The organism is Streptomyces sp. NPDC029292, from assembly GCF_055569295.1.
In genome coordinates, this window is the sequence record NZ_JBVHXR010000009.1 from 278499 (window position 1) to 293426 (window position 14928).

The window sequence follows — 14928 nt, forward strand, 5'->3', positions numbered from 1 at the left end:
CGGAACCCGGGGCCGAACCCGGCGGAGGGGACGTTCAGAGCAACATTTGAGGTTCGGACCCCCATGGCCCGTCCGTCTCGGTCACCCCACTTGACCACCGGCGTCGTCGCCCGTCGGGTCGGGTCGGCTGGTGTTGACCTCCCCGGGCGGCAGCGGCGACGGACTCGACGTGACGTTGACGTCACCGCTCGCCTGTGCGGGCGGAGCCGACGCGGGCGGCACGCCTGGGGCCGGCGCCGCGGGCCCGGTCGGACTGGCCGTCGTCGTGGCCGCCGCGGCGTTCGCGATGGCGTCGAAGTCCACGTCACCGGTGGCTTCGAGCATCGTGATGTGGTCGAGGACCGTCTGGTTGGCGTCGGTGGCGAGCTGCCGTACCAGCGAGTTGCGCGTGCTGTTCCGGATCGAACCGAGCACCGCGAAGATCTTGCCGTGCGCGGAGCGCAGCAGATTCGCGAACTTGATGTCGTAGTCCTTGCCCTGCGCCGCGGACAGCTCCTGCAACCAGCCCTGCTGCTGCGCGTTCGGCTGGTTCGGCAGCTCGATGCCGAGGTCGGCCGCGACGACGCGCACCCGCTTGTCGAGGTCGGTGTGCCCGACGATCAGATGGTCACCCGCCTCCTTGATCGCCTTCGTGGGCGCGCGCTCGATCGCCTGCTGTCCGGCGGGGATCTCCCACAGTCCGGCGAGCCGCACCCGGACGACGAAGTCACGGTCGGCGGCGGACAGCGGCCCCCAGCGTGTGTTCACCGTCCCGGCCGCCAGATTCGCCGCGCCCGTGCCCGAACGGTCGGCATACGACCACACAGGGAACGCGAGCGCGCCGACGGTGGCGACGAGTGCCGCGATGACAAGGGCCGTACCGTTGATACGCCGCAAAAGAGCCTCCCGGGGGAAACCAACTGGTCGTTGGAAACCTGTACTTGGCCAGTGCCACCAGGTACGTAGGGGACAGCAGTGATGTTCAACCCCGTCCGCGATCAGTCACGCGACTCCGGCTCGTCCGGTGCGGGTCAGCTCGACAGCGGCCACTTCTCCGGTGCGCGCCCCAGCAGCCGCAGGGCCTCGTCCAAGGGGTCCGACCCGGCCGGTACGTCGAGCGTCGGCGCGAACGCGAACCCTGGCCCGCGCCCGGCCGGATCCGTCGGCACGCGGCGGGCGACGGCCAGCGCCGCCTCGCGGACATGGTCCGGCAGGTCGAGCCCGACGCCGAGCGCGGCGGCCACGTCCCACGCGTGCACCACGTAGTCGATGAAGTGGAAAGCGACGGCCTGCCGTCCGGGGAACCCGCCCCCGAGCTCCGGCAGCACGAACTCCCGCTCCATGACGCCGGGTTCGGCGAAGGCGGCCAGCACCGTCGTCGCCGCTCCCCGATACGTCCGCCCCGGCTCGCTCATGTCCTCCGGCTCCCGCCAGTACGCCGCCGCGCTCCCCGCCCCGCGCGCGGCCGCCGCGAACCCATGGTGCTGCGCGGCCATGTGGGCCACCAGCCGCCGCACCGTCCACCCCGCGCAGGGCGTGTCCCGCTCCCAGTCCGTCTCCTCCGTCAGCCCCACGACCCTGAGCGACTCGTGCACGGCGATCCGGTCGAGCTCGACGATGTCCGGTCCGGTCGTTGTCATGTGCGGTGTCCTCCTGGCTTGATCAGACACTGTTGTCGACGGTGGCGTTCTTGATCAGACGACGCGCGTACGCCCATGTCTCCGCCGCGTCGAACCGCTCGGTCTCCCACCCCGCCGACCGCAGCACTCCCCGGCCGCGGTACGCGCGCACGATCCGTACGTGATCGGGGCGGCCGACGAACTCCCTGAGCCCCGCCGCGTCGGTCCAGACCGAGACCGAGCGCCGCCTCAGCGGATCGGCCCACAACCACATGCCGATCGCGCCGGGAGTGTCGGGCCAGGTGCCGCGCAGCCGCAGCCCCGCGAGGGCGACGGACCACGACTGCCGGAAGGTGTCGACGGTGAAGTCGGTGAGGCTCACCATTACCGGCCCGGTTCCGGAGCCCTCGTGGGGGCCGGGCTGCCAGCGGGAGCGAAGGATCGTTGGGCGGCTCATAACCCCGAGCTTAAAACTAAGCGAACGGTCGTGCTATTTGTTTGGCGAAACCGGGGAAAGGTGCAATTACCGTATGGATCAAGGGACTTCAGGCACCCGGGACGGATCCGTCGCCGCCGCCCGCAGCCGGGAGGCGATGGCGACGCGAGCCCTGCGGTAGGCGACCGTCTCGTCGTGCAGGACGGAGACGGCGTTGGCCGTCTCCATCAACGCGATGAGTTCGAAGGCGAGTTGGGGGACGTCCATGTCGGGACGGAGGTCGCCGAGGTCGCGGGCCTCCGCGATCGTGCGCTCCACATGGTCCGCCCAGTCCCGCTGCGCGCGTACGACCGCGTCGTGCACGGGGCCGGACCGGGCGTCGAACTCGGCGATGACCTCGTAGAAGAAGCAGCCCCCGGGGAAGACGCGGCCCTGGGAGTAGTCCAGCCAGAGTTCGCACAGCTGTCGGACCCGGGTGAGCCCGGCCGGGGTCTGGGCCGCGGGCCGGATCACCTGCTCGAGGTAGATGCGCGCCGCCTCCCGCACGGTCGCCAGCTGCAGCTCCTGCTTGGAGCCGAAGAGCGCGAAGACCCCGCTCTTGCTGAGCCGGAGCTCGGTGGCGAGGCGCCCGACGGACAGCGCCTCGAGTCCTTCGACCGAGGCGATGTCGACGGTGCGGCGGAGCACCAGCTGCCGCGTACGGTTACCGCGCTCGACCCTGCCGTCCAGCCGGGTCCCGGCCATCCCGACCCTCCCCACACATCGTGAACGTGCCGCAAGCCTAGCCGCGACGGCCCGCGGCGCTCAGTGCCGTTCGTCCCACACCGGGCTCTGCCGGAAGTAGGTGTCGTACAGCTCCTGCACCTCCAGCAGGCTCTCCGGGGGCACCTTGCCGTAGGCGATGCGCTCCAAGTGGCGGAAGTACTCGAAGCGTTCGACGCCGGGTGTGATGACGATGAGGATGTCGGCGTCGTGCCCCGGCGCGGCCGCGAAGGCGTGGGGGAGGCCGGGGGGTACGACGACCAGGTCGCCGCGCTCGAGGGTGACGACCTGCTCGCCGGAGAGGACCTGGGCGGTGCCGCCGAGCATGTAGAACAGCTCGGCGGAGCCCGCGTGATGGTGCGGCCTGGCGCCGTCGGCACCGGCTTTGAGCGTGGCCCGCACCGTGGACAGCGCGCCGCCGGCCGCGCTGCTGTCGGCCAGCAGCTGGATGGTGGTAGGGGCCTGGCCGATCACTTCGGCGTCCGCGGAGCGGACGATCACGGACTCGTCGAAGTCCGGCACGATGAGCGACATCTCATGACTCCTGTCGGTGCGGTCGGTGCATTCGGCGTCAGGCTGCGCAGAGTAGACCGGCGCTGATGAGCACAACTACGGCGGTGGCGAAGTGAATTCCGAAGGCGACGGCCTTGGTGCCGCCATGGCGCAGCACGATCAACGTGTCGCCGAGCGGGGCGAGGGCCACGATCAGCATGAACCACGCCTCGGCGGTGGCGCCGCTGAAGGCGAGCAGGACCAGGCCCATGACGCCGAAGGTGGCGTCGCGCAGGCCCTTGATGGCGAGGTAGGCGGCGTCGCCGTGCGGCCGGGCGGGAACGCCGTAACCGGTCGCGGCGGGTATCGGCTGGAACAGGAAGCGCACCCCGATGAACAGGACGAGGAGGTCGAGCACGATGGCAAGGCCGTAAGCGGTGGGAGTAAGCACGTCGGATCTCCTTGCTAGCGCTGCTAGGTCTGAGAGCGAAGCTAGCATAGCGACGGCAACAGTTCTAGCAGTGCTAGGATTATGGTCATGTCGATCCAGACGCGCCGAGAGCGCGAACGAGCGGAGCGCGAGCGGCTGATCGTCACGGCCGCCCGGGAGCTGGCCGAGACCGAGGGCTGGGATGCGGTGACCACACGCAGACTGGCCGCCGAGATCGAGTACAGCCAGCCCGTGCTCTACAGCCACTTCAAGGGCAAGGACGCCATCATGGCCGCCGTCGCCGTGCAGGGCTTCGCCGAGCTCGCGGACGAACTACGCGCGGCCCGTACGTCGGCGTCCGACCCGCGCGCGGCCCTCGCCGCCGTCGGCTCGGCCTACGCGGAGTTCGGTGAGCGGCGTCCCGCGCTGTACGACGTGATGTTCACGAAGGCCGTGGACCTGCCGTTCGCGACCCTCGAAGTGCCGGCCGCCCTGAGGGACGCCTTCGGTGAGCTGCACCGGGTCATCCAGCCGCTCGCCGGGGACGACGACCCGGACATCCTCACGGAAACCTTCTGGGCAGGCCTGCACGGCCTCGTCACCCTCATGCGCAGCGGCCGCCTGCTCCCCGAGGCCCACGACCGTCGCCTGGCCCTCCTGATCGGCCACTTCGTCCCGGCGGATTGAGGAGCGGATCGGGGGAGCGTCGGCTGCTTGAGGAGCGGGCTCAGGGGGTGTCGGCTGCTTGAGGAGCGGGCTCAGAGAGTGTCGGCTGCTTGAGGAGCGGCTCAGGCAGCGTCAGCGGTGCAGTGCGGGGTGGTCCGCGACCACCGTGCACGACCCCGGGGCGATCTCTGTGAAGCCCGCGTCGCGGACCAACGGGAGCCCGGAGGTGGTGAGTTCGGGCCAGTGCGCCGGGTTCGCGGTCCGGACGGCGAGCGGGAAGCCCGCGTCGCGCCAGGCCGCGCGCTCCTCGTCGGACAGCTCCCACCAGGCCAGTTGGGCGCCGTGGCCCGCCTGCGCCATCGTCTTGCCCGCCGACATGTCGAGGTCGGGGTTGAGCCACAGCACGGGTGCCGTCGGGTCGGCGTCCACCGGCGGCTCCGGGTCGTCGAGGTCCGTGCCGGAGACCTGGAGCTTGGCCAGATCCTTGGGCCAGCCGTCCAGCGGGACCGGCGGGAAGACGCGCACCTCTGCGGACTTCCCGGTCACCGTGATGCCGGGCAGCGCCTCGGCCCGCCGCCACTCGGCGCCGCGAGCCCGCCGTACGACCTTGCGGATCCGGGCGTCCTGCCAGTCCCGCATCGCCTGCGCCCATTCCCCGTCCCCGAGTGACCGCTCGTCGCCGAGGATGGTCAGCACGGCGCGCGCCGCGGTCTCCAGCGCGTCGGTGCGCGCCGGGGGAGCGGCCTTCTCGATGCGCACGACCAGGGGCAGCACGAACTGCGGTGCCTCGTCGCGGTCGGTGCGCTCGGAACGGAAGGGGCTGTCGCCTGCGGGGGTCGGGTCGCTGCTCACGCCCTCCAGTCTGCCAGGCGGAAGATCGGCTCTTCGGTGCGCACCCGTACGCCCGGGAGAGGATGCCCCCCATGCGAGATGATCTGCCGCTACGGCTGGACGGCGTCGGCCGCCGCTACGGGATCCGTGGCCCCTGGGTCCTGCGCGGCGTCGACCTCACCCTGACCCCCGGCGCCTGCGCGCTCACCGCACGCCGGTCAGCCTGAGCAGGCGGTGCGCTGTGCCTCCTGCCACTCGCAGACGGGGCACAGCGTGATCCCCTTGTACGACTCCGGGTACTCCGTCGGCTTCCGGCACAGCACGCACTCGGCGAACGGCGGCCCCTCCACGGTGGGGGCCGGGTTCGCACGGGTGCCGCAGCAGTCGTCGCTCATGGTTCCAGCGTAGGCCGGGACCGGAGCGGGACCGGAGCGTGCCTACCGACGGCCGCCGACCGTCTCCCCGATCAGCTCGGACACCTTCACGAAGCGGTAGCCCTGCTTCCGCAGCTTGGGAACGATCGTCCGCACCGCCTCCTCGGTCGCCGGAGCCGCACTGCGCGTGCAGTGCATGACGACGACGGACCCGGGCCGCACACCGTCGAGGACCTGCCGGGCCACGGCGTCGGCATCCGTCGCGAACGCGTCCCCGCTCACCACGTCCCACTGCACCGCGGTCACCCCGACCGCGCTCAGCGTCCGCAGCACCCGCTGGTCATAACACCCGCCGGGGAAACGGAAGTACGGCATCGCGTCCCGCACCCCCGCCTTCTTGAAAGCGGTGAACGCCCGCTCCACATCCGACCGCATGCCGCCCTCGGACACGGTCGGCAGCCCGTAGCAGTCGTCCGTGAAGGCGTAGTGGCTGTACGAGTGGTTGGCGATCTCGAAGAGGGGATCCCGGTCGATGTCCCGGGCCTCCTGCGGGTACTCGTCGGCCCACCGCCCGGTCATGAACACGGTCGCCGGGACCTTCAGCCCCCGCAGCGTCGCGATCAGCTGCGGATTGTCGAAGTGCTCCCCGGCCGCCGCCCGTGCCCCCTGATCCGCGGTCATGTCCGCGTCGAAGGTCAGCGCGACGGTCTTGTCCCGCGTGCGCGGGCCGTTCGTGAAGACGGGGGTCAGTCCGGCGGGGCCCGGGGCGAGCATGGGGGGCCGCGCCGACGTGGCGCTGGCAGGCGCGTGGTGCCCTTGGCGGGCGGCGTGCGGGGTGTCGGGGGCCCCGCAGGCGGCGAGCGCTGCGCCCAGGGCGCAGGCTGCGGCGATTCGTCGTACAGGAATGATCACCGGATGAAGATATCCGGGTAAATCAGACTATTTGCCTTATGTGGGCATGTGCCGGGTGATTACGGCACCGAAGTCACCCGCCTAGCCTGTCCAGCCAGGTCGCGAGTCAGGTCGAGAGTCAGGTCAGCGGACGAGTTCGGCGGGCACGCGGAGTTCGTCGTTCGCGTAGAGGGCCGCGATCGCCGCGGGGTCGTCGGCGGCGCATGTGGTGGCGATCGTGTCGAGGAGTTCGTCGTAGTCCGGGCCCGTCTCGCCCTTGTACGACGCGTCCATACGGCCCCACTCGTCCCAGGGGAGCGGCTCGACCTTGTTCAGCGAGGCCAGGTCCCTGATCGCGTTGCCGCGGATTTCGGCCGGGCCCCAGTTCTCGGTCCCGTACACGCCGAAGGCCTCGGCGTCGATACGGCCCTCCCGGAACGCGGCCCACGCCTCACCGCCGGTGAGGAACTCGCCCTCACGTAGCTCCGCCGGGTCCGCCACCAGCGACTTCTGCACGTGCTCGGTGTCCACCCGCACCCAACGGGCGTCGCCCTCGTGCCAGTACTCGGTGATCCAGTGATCGAGTCCATGCCCCGGCCGGAAGTACGTACCGAAACCGCAGCGCGCACGAGCCGCGAACCCGCGATACCGCAGGAACGCGCACGCCATCACGGCGAAGTGCCGACACGTGCCGATCGCCTTGCGGCGCGGGGGCCGGGCGACGTCCAGCGGTGCCGCGTCCAGAGCGAGGAGCGGGGGGAGCAGATCGGCGACCGGCCGTATCTCGTTCTCGGCGTACCGGGCGTCCGGCACGTCCAGCTCCTTGGCGTCGAGGGGGTGCAGGATCAGGCCGGGTATCAGGCGGCAGATCTCGACGGGGTCGTACGGGACGCACTCCAGCACCGCTGGGCTGACAGTGCCAAGTCCCGTGAACGGTCCGGGCGTTGCGTAGTCGATCGCCCCTGTCATGCGGCCGTGAAGGTGACGAAGGCCGACCAGGCGTCGGGGGAGAGGGTGAGTTGGGGGCCTTCGGTGTCCTTGGAGTCGCGGATGTGGATGGTGGAGGGGAGCAACTTGTCCCAGGTGAGGGCGACTTCGATGCAGCTGTCTCCTTGCGGGCTGCTGTAGCTGGTCTTGAACCAGGCCAGTTCAGGGGTGCTCATAGTGCTCCTCGGATTCGCTCCAACAGGCCCGCGGAGTCTGCAGGAGTGAGGGCCTGCGAGCGCAGTGTTGCATACCGCTGGCCAAGGATGACGACCTCTTTCACGTCGGCGATCAACCGGCCGTTCTGCTGGCCTTCGGAGTACGCGAATCGCTGTCCGTCCGCTGTTTCCAGCAGTTGGAGGGGCCCGGCGAGGCAGGCGTGGCGCTCGTAGTCCGTCCTCATGATTGGCGGCCCGCCGTAAAGCCCCCGTATTCCCCAATGCCACCTCCGCCCGGTCGATGAAGTCGACGTCCGGCATCCGGCGCCCCAGCTCGATCGACGCCACCGTATGCGCCGAGAACCCCACCAACGACGCGAACTCCTCCCGGCTGAACCCCGCATGCTCCCGCAGCCCCTGCACAAACGCGCCGAACGTCTTCAAGCTGTCGGACGGGTCCGGCTCCCAGTCGCCAGTCATATGTACGCTGACGGACCGTACACGCCGTATCCGATCGCAGCGGGCCTCACGGCTCCCCGAGGCCCGCCCGGCGGGCGCGCAGCATGGCGGCGGTGCGGTCCGGGGTCTGGAGCTTGGTGAGGATGTTCGAGACGTGGTTGGCGACCGTCTTCGGGGTGAGGGTCAGGTGGCGGGCGATCCGGCTGTTGGCCCAGCCGTTGGCCAGCAGGGCGAGGACCTCCCGTTCCCGCTCGGTGAGCTGGGGGAAGGGGACCGCGGCCGGCTGAGGGGCGCTGAGGGTGCCCAGCACACGGCGGGCGACGTCGGGCCCGAAGACCGCGTCGCCGCGCGCGACGGCGGCGACGGTGCGCACCACGTCCTCTTGCTGGGCGCCTTTGAGGAGATAGCCGTGGGCGCCGGCGCGCAGGGCGGAGAAGACGAACTCGTCCTCGCCGTACATCGTCAGCATCACCACGGCGACGCCCGGGTGCGCGGCGCTGATCCGGCGCGTGGCCTCCACACCGCCGATGCCGGGCATCTCGACGTCCATGAGCACCACGTCCGGCAGCAGCGTGCCGACGAGCGCGACGGCCTCCTCGCCCGAAGTGGCCTCGCCGACGACGTCGATGCCCTCCACCGAGTCGATGAGGACGGCCAACCCGTCCAGCACGATCCGGTGGTCGTCGACGATGACCACCCGCACGGGTCGATCGGGCTCGCTCATCGGTCGCTCCTGGTGAAGGCCGGGTCCGGGCTCCCGGGCAGGTCCTGAGGGGGAGGCCCGCCGGCCAGCGCGAGGGGCAGCTCGACAGCGACCCGGCCGCCGTCGGGTGTGGGGCCCGCTAGCCAGCTGCCGCCGAGCGCGGTGGCCCGCTCCCGCATCGAGGCCAGGCCGATCCCGGGAGACCAGGCGGCGCCGCTCGCGCCGTCGTCGCGTATGTCGATGGCCAGCCGGCCGTCGCAGGCGATCGTCACCGAGCAGTGGGCGGCGCCCGCGTGCCGGGTGACGTTGGTGAGGGCCTCGCTGACGATGCGGTACGCGGCGATTTCCACGGCCGGGGGGAGCGCCGGCAGCGAGGCGGGCGCGGCGAGGGAAACGGGGACCGCGCACTGCCGCAACTGCTCGCGCAGCGCGGCCAGCAGCCCCAGCTCGTCGAGGATCGGCGGCCGCAGTGCGTAGACCAGGCGGCGCAGGTCGGCGAGCGCGGCGGTCAGGTCGCCGCGGACGTCACCGAGGAGGCCGTCGGCGCGTGGCAGGTCCCGTTCGGCGAGGTTGCGGGCGGCGTCGACCTTGTTCGCGGCCGCGGTGAGCACCGGACCGAGGCCGTCGTGCAGGTCGCGGCGCAGCCGCCGCCGTTCCTCCTCCGCGGCGGCGACGATCCGCTCCCGGGAGAGCATCAGCGCCTCGGTGAGCAGTACGTTGCTGGCGGCCACGGCGATCTGCCGGGCGATGTCCTCCATCAGCCGCGCCTCCCGGGGGTCGAGGCTGTGCTGCCCGGCGCGCAGCCCGGCCACCAACTCGCCGATGGCGACGCCCTGGTGGACCAGCGGGAAGCGGGCGCCGGCCCCGTCGGGCGCGGGGGCACCGTGGGCGATGCGCCGGATCGTGCCGTCCTCGATGCGCATCTCCACGGCGGACCACGGCAGTTGCAGCGTCGCGGCGACCGACTCGAGCAGACTCGGCAGCAGTTGCTGGATGCTCCCGGCCGCTTCAAGCCGGGAGGCGATACGGCCGATCACGGTGTACGGCTCGTCGCGCTCGCCGTACAGGAAGCGGTTGACGATCCGCTGCACGCGCCCTCGGGCCGGAGTGAGCGCGAATGCGGCGCCGAGCGCGGCGACGGCTGTCCACGGCCCGCCGACCGAGGCGCCCAGCAGCGCCAGGACGCCGACACCGGCCGCGTAGACCCCGGCGACGAAGGCCGTGAGGAGGGTGTACACGAGGGTGCGATTGAGGACGACGTCGATGTCGTAGACCTGGTGGGCGAGCACGACCGCGGCGACGACGACGAGCTCGATCAGCATGCCCACGGTGGCGATCAGCTCACCGGCGGGCAGGGCGACCACGAACGGCGTCACCAGGATCCCGACGACGTTCGTCACCGCCAGCCAGCGCAGTACCTGCCGCTCCTCGCCTCGGGCGCGCAGCCAGCGGACGACCATCACGACCGAGCCGAGGAGCATCCCGCCGGCGAACAGCGCGACCGGCTGCCAGCTGGGCAGCAGACCGAAGTCCAGCGGGTTGCGCAGGTGCCGGTAGGGGGCCGTGATGTCCCCCGCATCGAAGGGGGACAGCAGCCCGTAGAGCCAGCCGCCCGCGCACATCGCGATGCTGGCGAGGGCCAGCCACCTGGTCCGTCCGCGCGGCAGTCTGCCGTACGGGAACGTGGCCCACACTACGACCATCACGGGGTTCTCCAGCGGCTCCCCCCACAGGGCGGCGACGGCCGCGGCCGTCGCCCCCGGCAGATGGTGGCCGGCGCCGACGGTGAACACCAGCCAGCCGAGGCCCGCGACCGCCAGCCCGTGGCCGATCGCGGCGGCGAGCGCCAGCCAGCCGAAGATCACGTCGGGGCGCCGGGAGGCCAGCAGCCGGCCCGCCGCGGCGAACGCCAGCGTCAGGAGGAGCTGGCCCCAGGCGTGCGAGCCGGTGGCGCTCTCGCCGTTCGGCGTCGGGGTGTGGCGGTTGAGGACGGCCAGCACCCCGCCGAGTACGGCCAGCGCCACCGCCAACAACGCCACGGTGTGCGCGATCCGTCGACGAGCCGGCCGCCCCGCTGCGGAAGAGCCGTCGCCGGCTGGGCGGTTCACGCCTCACATTGTGCCCGCGACCCGTTCCCGCGGGACCCGGGAGGAAATCCCGGCCCGACCGGGAACCCGCACTCATGCCGGCGGGACCCGGATGCCCGCACGATTCCCCTGCCGTTGTGGCCCGGTCGCAGGGGCCCGTTCGCTCAAGGATCCACGGAAGAAGGGGAGTTCCCCGTGTCCACATCACCCATCGCTCGCACCCTCGCCGCAGGCTGCCTGGTGGCTACCGGCATCGCCGCCGTCCTCTCGAGCGCCCTGACCCCCAACACCAGCAGCTCGTCCGGGGCCAGGATCGACGCCTTCGCCGCGCATTCGGGGAGCGTCGGTGGCGCGCTCACCGCCGACATCTTCATCGTGCTCCTCGGCGCGGCCACCGTGCTCGCCGCGCTGCTCGCCTGGCGGCACTCGCCGAAACTGGCCGGGGTCGCCGGGTGGCTGGGCATGATCTCCGGCAGCGCCATGATCTTCCTCGTCACGCTCGACTTCGCCACGCACGCGGCCGTCGGTGTCGACCGCAAGGCCGCGAGCGAGCTGCTGGACAACATCACCGGCACTGCGCAGTTCGTGCCCTTCCTGGTCCTCGGGCTGCTCGGCGGCGTTGTGGCCATGGTGTGCCTCGGCATCGCCCTGTGGCGCAGCCGTGCCGTCCCGCGCTGGGCGGCGGTGGCACTCATCGCCTACGAGCCCGCCAACGTCCTGACCGCGGACGCCGGCTCCGTCCCCTTCGCCGTGGCCAACGCGCTGCTGCTGGCGGGCTTCGCGGCCTGCGCCGTGGCCGTCGTCCGTGACGGACTTCCGAGCTTCACCGCGGACACCTCGGCGTCCGGTCCGATGGCGCAGGCGGTGAACGAGACTCCCGCGCTCTGACCGAGTGCGCAGTGACCGGCCGGGGTGTTGCGGGTGGTGGGGGGATCCGCAACACCCCGGTCTTACGCGTTACTTGGATCGCCATGGTCGAGCAGGCGGGTGCTGTGGGCCTCGATCAGCTTCCCGATGCGGCGCAGGATCTCGGCCGCGGGCCGGGCGTCCAGACGGCGGCCGTCGCGCAGGCGCAGACTGATGTGGTCGGCGGCGGCTTCTCTGGGGCCGATCACCGCCTGGTACGGGACGAGGCGGGCGGCACGGATGCGCGCGCCCAGGGTGCCCTGGTCCGGGGCGGCGAGTTCGGCCCGGAGCCCCTGGTCGCGGCAGCGGCGTACGAGGTCCGCGGCCCGGTCGACCTCAGCGTCGGAGACCGGCAGGGCCACCAGCTGGGTGGGGGCGAGCCAGGCCGGGAAGGCCCCGCCGTGTACCTCGATGAGGTGGGCGACAGCCCGTTCCAGGCTGCCGATGACGCTGCGGTGGACCATAACCGGACGGTGTTTCGCGCCGTCGGCGCCGATGTAGTGCAGGTCGAAGCGTTCGGGCTGGTGGAAGTCGACCTGGACGGTGGAGAGGGTGGACTCGCCCCGCTGGCGGCGCTGCTCGTCACCGCCGCCGCTCCCTTCCTGGCCCGGCGCCGCAAGCGCTAGCCGCGCCAGGGCCCCGTCACCGCGAACGTCGTCCCCGGCGTATAGCAGTTCACATACATCGTCCCGCCGTCCGGCGAGAAGGTGACGCCCGCGAACTCGCCCCACTCGGGGGCCTCGGGCGTCCCGATGTTCTGGGCGCCGCGCGCCATCGCGTACACCTCGCCGCGCCGCGTCACACCGAAGACGTGCTGCGCGCCGTTGCCGTCCTCGCAGACCATCAGGCCGCCGCTGGGGGCGAGGCAGATGTTGTCGGGGGACTCGCCGGGGAGCTGTACGTCGGTGCCGGGGCCGAAGACGATCACAAGGGTGAGGCGGCGCGCCGACGGGTCGTACCGCCAGATCTGGCCGTAGTGGTCGGCGGCCGAGCCGTCCGCACTGTGCGCGAAGGACGACACGAAGTACACGTACGTCCCGCCCCAGTAGCAGCCCTCCAGCTTCTGGGCGTGCGTGATGCCCTTCGGGCCGAAGTCCTGGAGGCGGACCGGGGTTTGGGCGGCGAGCGGGTCCGGTACGTCGACCCACTCGATGCCGTCGAAGGTCGCGCCCGTCTCCTGGACGGAGGACAGGTCCGGTACGCCGGGGACGCGCATCGCCTGGAGCCGGCCGCCCGCACGCAGTGAACCGGTCCCGCCCCCGGGCTTGTTGGGCAGGAAGCGGTAGAAGAGGCCGAAGGGCTTGAGGAAGGCGTCCTCGGTCTCGTAGACGATGCCGCGCTTCGGGTCGACGGCGATCGCCTCGTGCTGGAAGCGGCCCATGGCCGTGAGCGGTACCGCTCCGGTGCGGTGCGGGTCCTCCGGGTCGACCTCGAAGACGAAGCCGTGGTCCTTGGTGTAGCCGTTGGTGCCCGCCTTGTCCTCGGTCTCCTCGCAGGTGAGCCAGGTTCCCCAAGGCGTGGGCCCGCCCGCGCAGTTGACGGCGGTACCGGCGATCGCGACGCGCTCCGAGAGGACGTTCCCGAGCCGGTCCAGCGTCAAGGACGTACAGCCGCCCTTGCCCGCCGGGTCGTACGTCAGGCCCTCGACCGTCGGGACCGGGATCTTCGCGGTGACGCGGTTCTCGTGGTTGCGGACCAGGTGGACGCGGCCGTGTCCGCCCGCGAAGGCCGACATGCCGTCGTGATTACTGGGCACCGGGCCCTCGCCGGAACGGAGTTGGTCGCCCTCGCGGGACAGGACGCGGTAGCGGAATCCTTCCGGCAGGTCGAGGAGGCCGTTCGGGTCCGGGACCAGGGGGCCGTATCCGGTGTGGCCCAGGGCCTGCGCGGCGGCGGTGCCCGCGAAGAGTTCGGAGAGATTTCCGGCGAAGGCGATCGAGGTGCTCAACACGGCTGTGTGGGCGATCGCCTGACGGCGCGTCATGGAGCGGCCGTTTTCGGGCATGGGGCAACCTTCCTGTTGGCGGACAGGACTGTGACCCGCTTGTGTGTATCACGCGGCAGGGGTCGCCGGAACCACGCGCGTAGCACGTGTCACTCGTCGCCCTTGAGTTCATCGAGCTCATCGAGCCGGCCGGGCTCCTGGACCTGGACGGCCTCATCGAGCAGGCCGGGCTCTTGGAGCTGGACAGGCTCATCGAGCGGGACCGGCTCATCGGGCATGTCCAGCTGGACGTGCTCATCGGGCTTGTCGAGCTGGACGTGCTCATGGGGCCGCGGGGGCGCGGACCGCTCGGCGGCGGGCGGCGCCTGCCCGCTCTGTGCCCGCTCCAGGAACCGCAGCAGCTCCACCGGGAAGGGCAGCACGAGCGTCGAGTTCTTCTCGGCCGCGACCGCCACCACCGTCTGCAGCAGCCGCAGTTGGAGTGCGGCGGGCTGCTCGGACATCACTCCGGCGGCCTCCGCGAGCTTCTTGGAGGCCTGCAGTTCCGCGTCCGCGTTGATGATCCGGGCGCGCCGCTCGCGGTCGGCCTCGGCCTGCCGCGCCATCGACCGCTTCATCGTCTCCGGCAGCGATACGTCCTTGATCTCGACGCGGTCGATCTGTACGCCCCAGCCGATCGCCGGGCTGTCGATCATCAGCTCCAGGCCCTGGTTGAGCTTCTCGCGGTTGGAGAGGAGATCGTCGAGGTCGCTCTTGCCGATGATCGAGCGGAGCGAGGTCTGCGCCATCTGCGAGACCGCGAAGCGGTAGTCCTCGACCGCGACGATCGCGTTTGCCGCGTCGATCACCTTGAAGTAGACGACCGCGTCCACGCGCACCGTGACGTTGTCCCGTGTGATGCCCTCCTGGGCAGGGATGGGCAGCGTCACGATCTGCATGTTGACCTTACGTATCCGGTCCACGAAAGGCACGATCATGGTGAAACCCGGGGCGCGCACGTGTCCCGCGAGCCGCCCGAGCCGGAAGACCACCCCTCGCTCGTACTGCTTGACGACCCGGGCCGCCGCTGCGACGTAGACCAGGCCGGCCGAACCGACTGCCGCGCCCGCCACGACGAGTTCCTGGAGCATGACGACCGCCTTCCGAGCCGCCCACTATGTCTAATATGTACAACTTTACGATAGGTGCAACGGTACGACGCAGGGC

17 protein-coding genes and 3 pseudogenes are annotated in these 14928 nt (G+C 71.2%); 3 read left to right on the forward strand and 17 right to left on the reverse strand.

What is annotated here, in order from left to right:
• Window positions 1-81: 81 nt before the first annotated feature.
• The 6 genes from ACZ4WS_RS21695 to ACZ4WS_RS21720 form a co-directional block, all read right to left on the reverse strand.
• Window positions 82-876 (reverse strand): DUF4142 domain-containing protein, encoded by a 795-nt coding sequence (locus ACZ4WS_RS21695; protein ID WP_467982637.1) that lies wholly within the window; start codon window positions 874-876, stop codon window positions 82-84.
• 134 nt (window positions 877-1010) lie between these two features.
• Window positions 1011-1619 (reverse strand): TIGR03086 family metal-binding protein, encoded by a 609-nt coding sequence (locus ACZ4WS_RS21700; RefSeq protein WP_467982639.1) that lies wholly within the window; start codon window positions 1617-1619, stop codon window positions 1011-1013.
• Between the two features lie 22 nt (window positions 1620-1641).
• The gene (locus ACZ4WS_RS21705) at window positions 1642-2055 is read right to left on the reverse strand and encodes a hypothetical protein (protein ID WP_467982640.1); all 414 of its coding nucleotides are present in this window, start codon (window positions 2053-2055) and stop codon (window positions 1642-1644) included.
• A gap of 78 nt (window positions 2056-2133) precedes the next feature.
• The gene (locus ACZ4WS_RS21710; RefSeq protein WP_467982642.1) at window positions 2134-2778 is read right to left on the reverse strand and encodes a TetR/AcrR family transcriptional regulator; all 645 of its coding nucleotides are present in this window, start codon (window positions 2776-2778) and stop codon (window positions 2134-2136) included.
• Between the two features lie 60 nt (window positions 2779-2838).
• Window positions 2839-3330, reverse strand: coding sequence for a cupin domain-containing protein (locus ACZ4WS_RS21715; protein WP_467982644.1), 492 nt, complete (start codon window positions 3328-3330; stop codon window positions 2839-2841).
• 37 nt (window positions 3331-3367) lie between these two features.
• Complete coding sequence (locus ACZ4WS_RS21720) at window positions 3368-3739, reverse strand: DUF4267 domain-containing protein (RefSeq protein ID WP_467982646.1); 372 nt, start codon at window positions 3737-3739, stop codon at window positions 3368-3370.
• Between the two features lie 87 nt (window positions 3740-3826).
• Here ACZ4WS_RS21720 and ACZ4WS_RS21725 point away from each other — a divergent pair, with 87 nt between their 5' ends.
• Window positions 3827-4405 (forward strand): TetR/AcrR family transcriptional regulator, encoded by a 579-nt coding sequence (locus ACZ4WS_RS21725; RefSeq protein WP_467982648.1) that lies wholly within the window; start codon window positions 3827-3829, stop codon window positions 4403-4405.
• Window positions 4406-4516: 111 nt separating this feature from the next.
• Here the strand turns inward: ACZ4WS_RS21725 and ACZ4WS_RS21730 are convergent, their stop codons facing one another.
• Window positions 4517-5236, reverse strand: a complete 720-nt coding sequence (locus tag ACZ4WS_RS21730; RefSeq protein ID WP_467982649.1) for an aminoacyl-tRNA hydrolase — start codon at window positions 5234-5236, stop codon at window positions 4517-4519.
• A gap of 71 nt (window positions 5237-5307) precedes the next feature.
• Between ACZ4WS_RS21730 and ACZ4WS_RS21735 the strand changes: the two are divergent.
• A pseudogene (locus ACZ4WS_RS21735) lies at window positions 5308-5409 on the forward strand (ABC transporter ATP-binding protein); the annotation flags it as partial.
• Window positions 5410-5433: 24 nt separating this feature from the next.
• Here ACZ4WS_RS21735 and ACZ4WS_RS21740 read toward each other — a convergent pair.
• The 7 genes and pseudogenes from ACZ4WS_RS21740 to ACZ4WS_RS21770 form a co-directional block, all read right to left on the reverse strand.
• Window positions 5434-5610, reverse strand: coding sequence for a hypothetical protein (locus tag ACZ4WS_RS21740; RefSeq protein ID WP_467982650.1), 177 nt, complete (start codon window positions 5608-5610; stop codon window positions 5434-5436).
• A gap of 42 nt (window positions 5611-5652) precedes the next feature.
• Window positions 5653-6501, reverse strand: coding sequence for a polysaccharide deacetylase family protein (locus tag ACZ4WS_RS21745; protein WP_467982652.1), 849 nt, complete (start codon window positions 6499-6501; stop codon window positions 5653-5655).
• A 123-nt stretch (window positions 6502-6624) separates the two neighbouring features.
• Entirely contained in the window at window positions 6625-7449 is an 825-nt protein-coding gene (locus ACZ4WS_RS21750; protein WP_467982653.1) for a transglutaminase domain-containing protein, read from the reverse strand.
• Entirely contained in the window at window positions 7446-7643 is a 198-nt protein-coding gene (locus ACZ4WS_RS21755; RefSeq protein WP_467982655.1) for a DUF397 domain-containing protein, read from the reverse strand. Before ACZ4WS_RS21755 ends, ACZ4WS_RS21750 begins: the two co-directional genes overlap by 4 nt.
• A pseudogene (locus ACZ4WS_RS21760) lies at window positions 7640-8102 on the reverse strand (helix-turn-helix domain-containing protein). The gene ACZ4WS_RS21755 and the pseudogene ACZ4WS_RS21760 overlap by 4 nt, the downstream one beginning before the upstream one ends.
• 46 nt (window positions 8103-8148) lie before the next feature.
• Window positions 8149-8805 (reverse strand): response regulator, encoded by a 657-nt coding sequence (locus ACZ4WS_RS21765; RefSeq protein ID WP_467982657.1) that lies wholly within the window; start codon window positions 8803-8805, stop codon window positions 8149-8151.
• Window positions 8802-10892 (reverse strand): sensor histidine kinase, encoded by a 2091-nt coding sequence (locus ACZ4WS_RS21770; RefSeq protein WP_467982659.1) that lies wholly within the window; start codon window positions 10890-10892, stop codon window positions 8802-8804. The genes ACZ4WS_RS21765 and ACZ4WS_RS21770 overlap by 4 nt, the downstream gene beginning before the upstream one ends.
• Window positions 10893-11066: 174 nt before the next feature.
• On the opposite strand from ACZ4WS_RS21770, the gene ACZ4WS_RS21775 reads away from it, so the two are divergent.
• The gene (locus ACZ4WS_RS21775; RefSeq protein ID WP_467982661.1) at window positions 11067-11759 is read left to right on the forward strand and encodes a hypothetical protein; all 693 of its coding nucleotides are present in this window, start codon (window positions 11067-11069) and stop codon (window positions 11757-11759) included.
• A gap of 62 nt (window positions 11760-11821) precedes the next feature.
• On the opposite strand, the pseudogene ACZ4WS_RS21780 reads toward ACZ4WS_RS21775, so the two are convergent.
• The 3 genes and pseudogenes from ACZ4WS_RS21780 to ACZ4WS_RS21790 all read right to left on the reverse strand — a co-directional run.
• Window positions 11822-12337 (reverse strand): annotated as a pseudogene (locus ACZ4WS_RS21780) (His/Gly/Thr/Pro-type tRNA ligase C-terminal domain-containing protein); the annotation flags it as partial.
• A 62-nt stretch (window positions 12338-12399) separates the two neighbouring features.
• Window positions 12400-13782, reverse strand: coding sequence for a PhoX family protein (locus ACZ4WS_RS21785; RefSeq protein WP_467982662.1), 1383 nt, complete (start codon window positions 13780-13782; stop codon window positions 12400-12402).
• Between the two features lie 89 nt (window positions 13783-13871).
• Window positions 13872-14852, reverse strand: coding sequence for a slipin family protein (locus ACZ4WS_RS21790; RefSeq protein ID WP_467982664.1), 981 nt, complete (start codon window positions 14850-14852; stop codon window positions 13872-13874).
• Window positions 14853-14928: the final 76 nt, after the last annotated feature.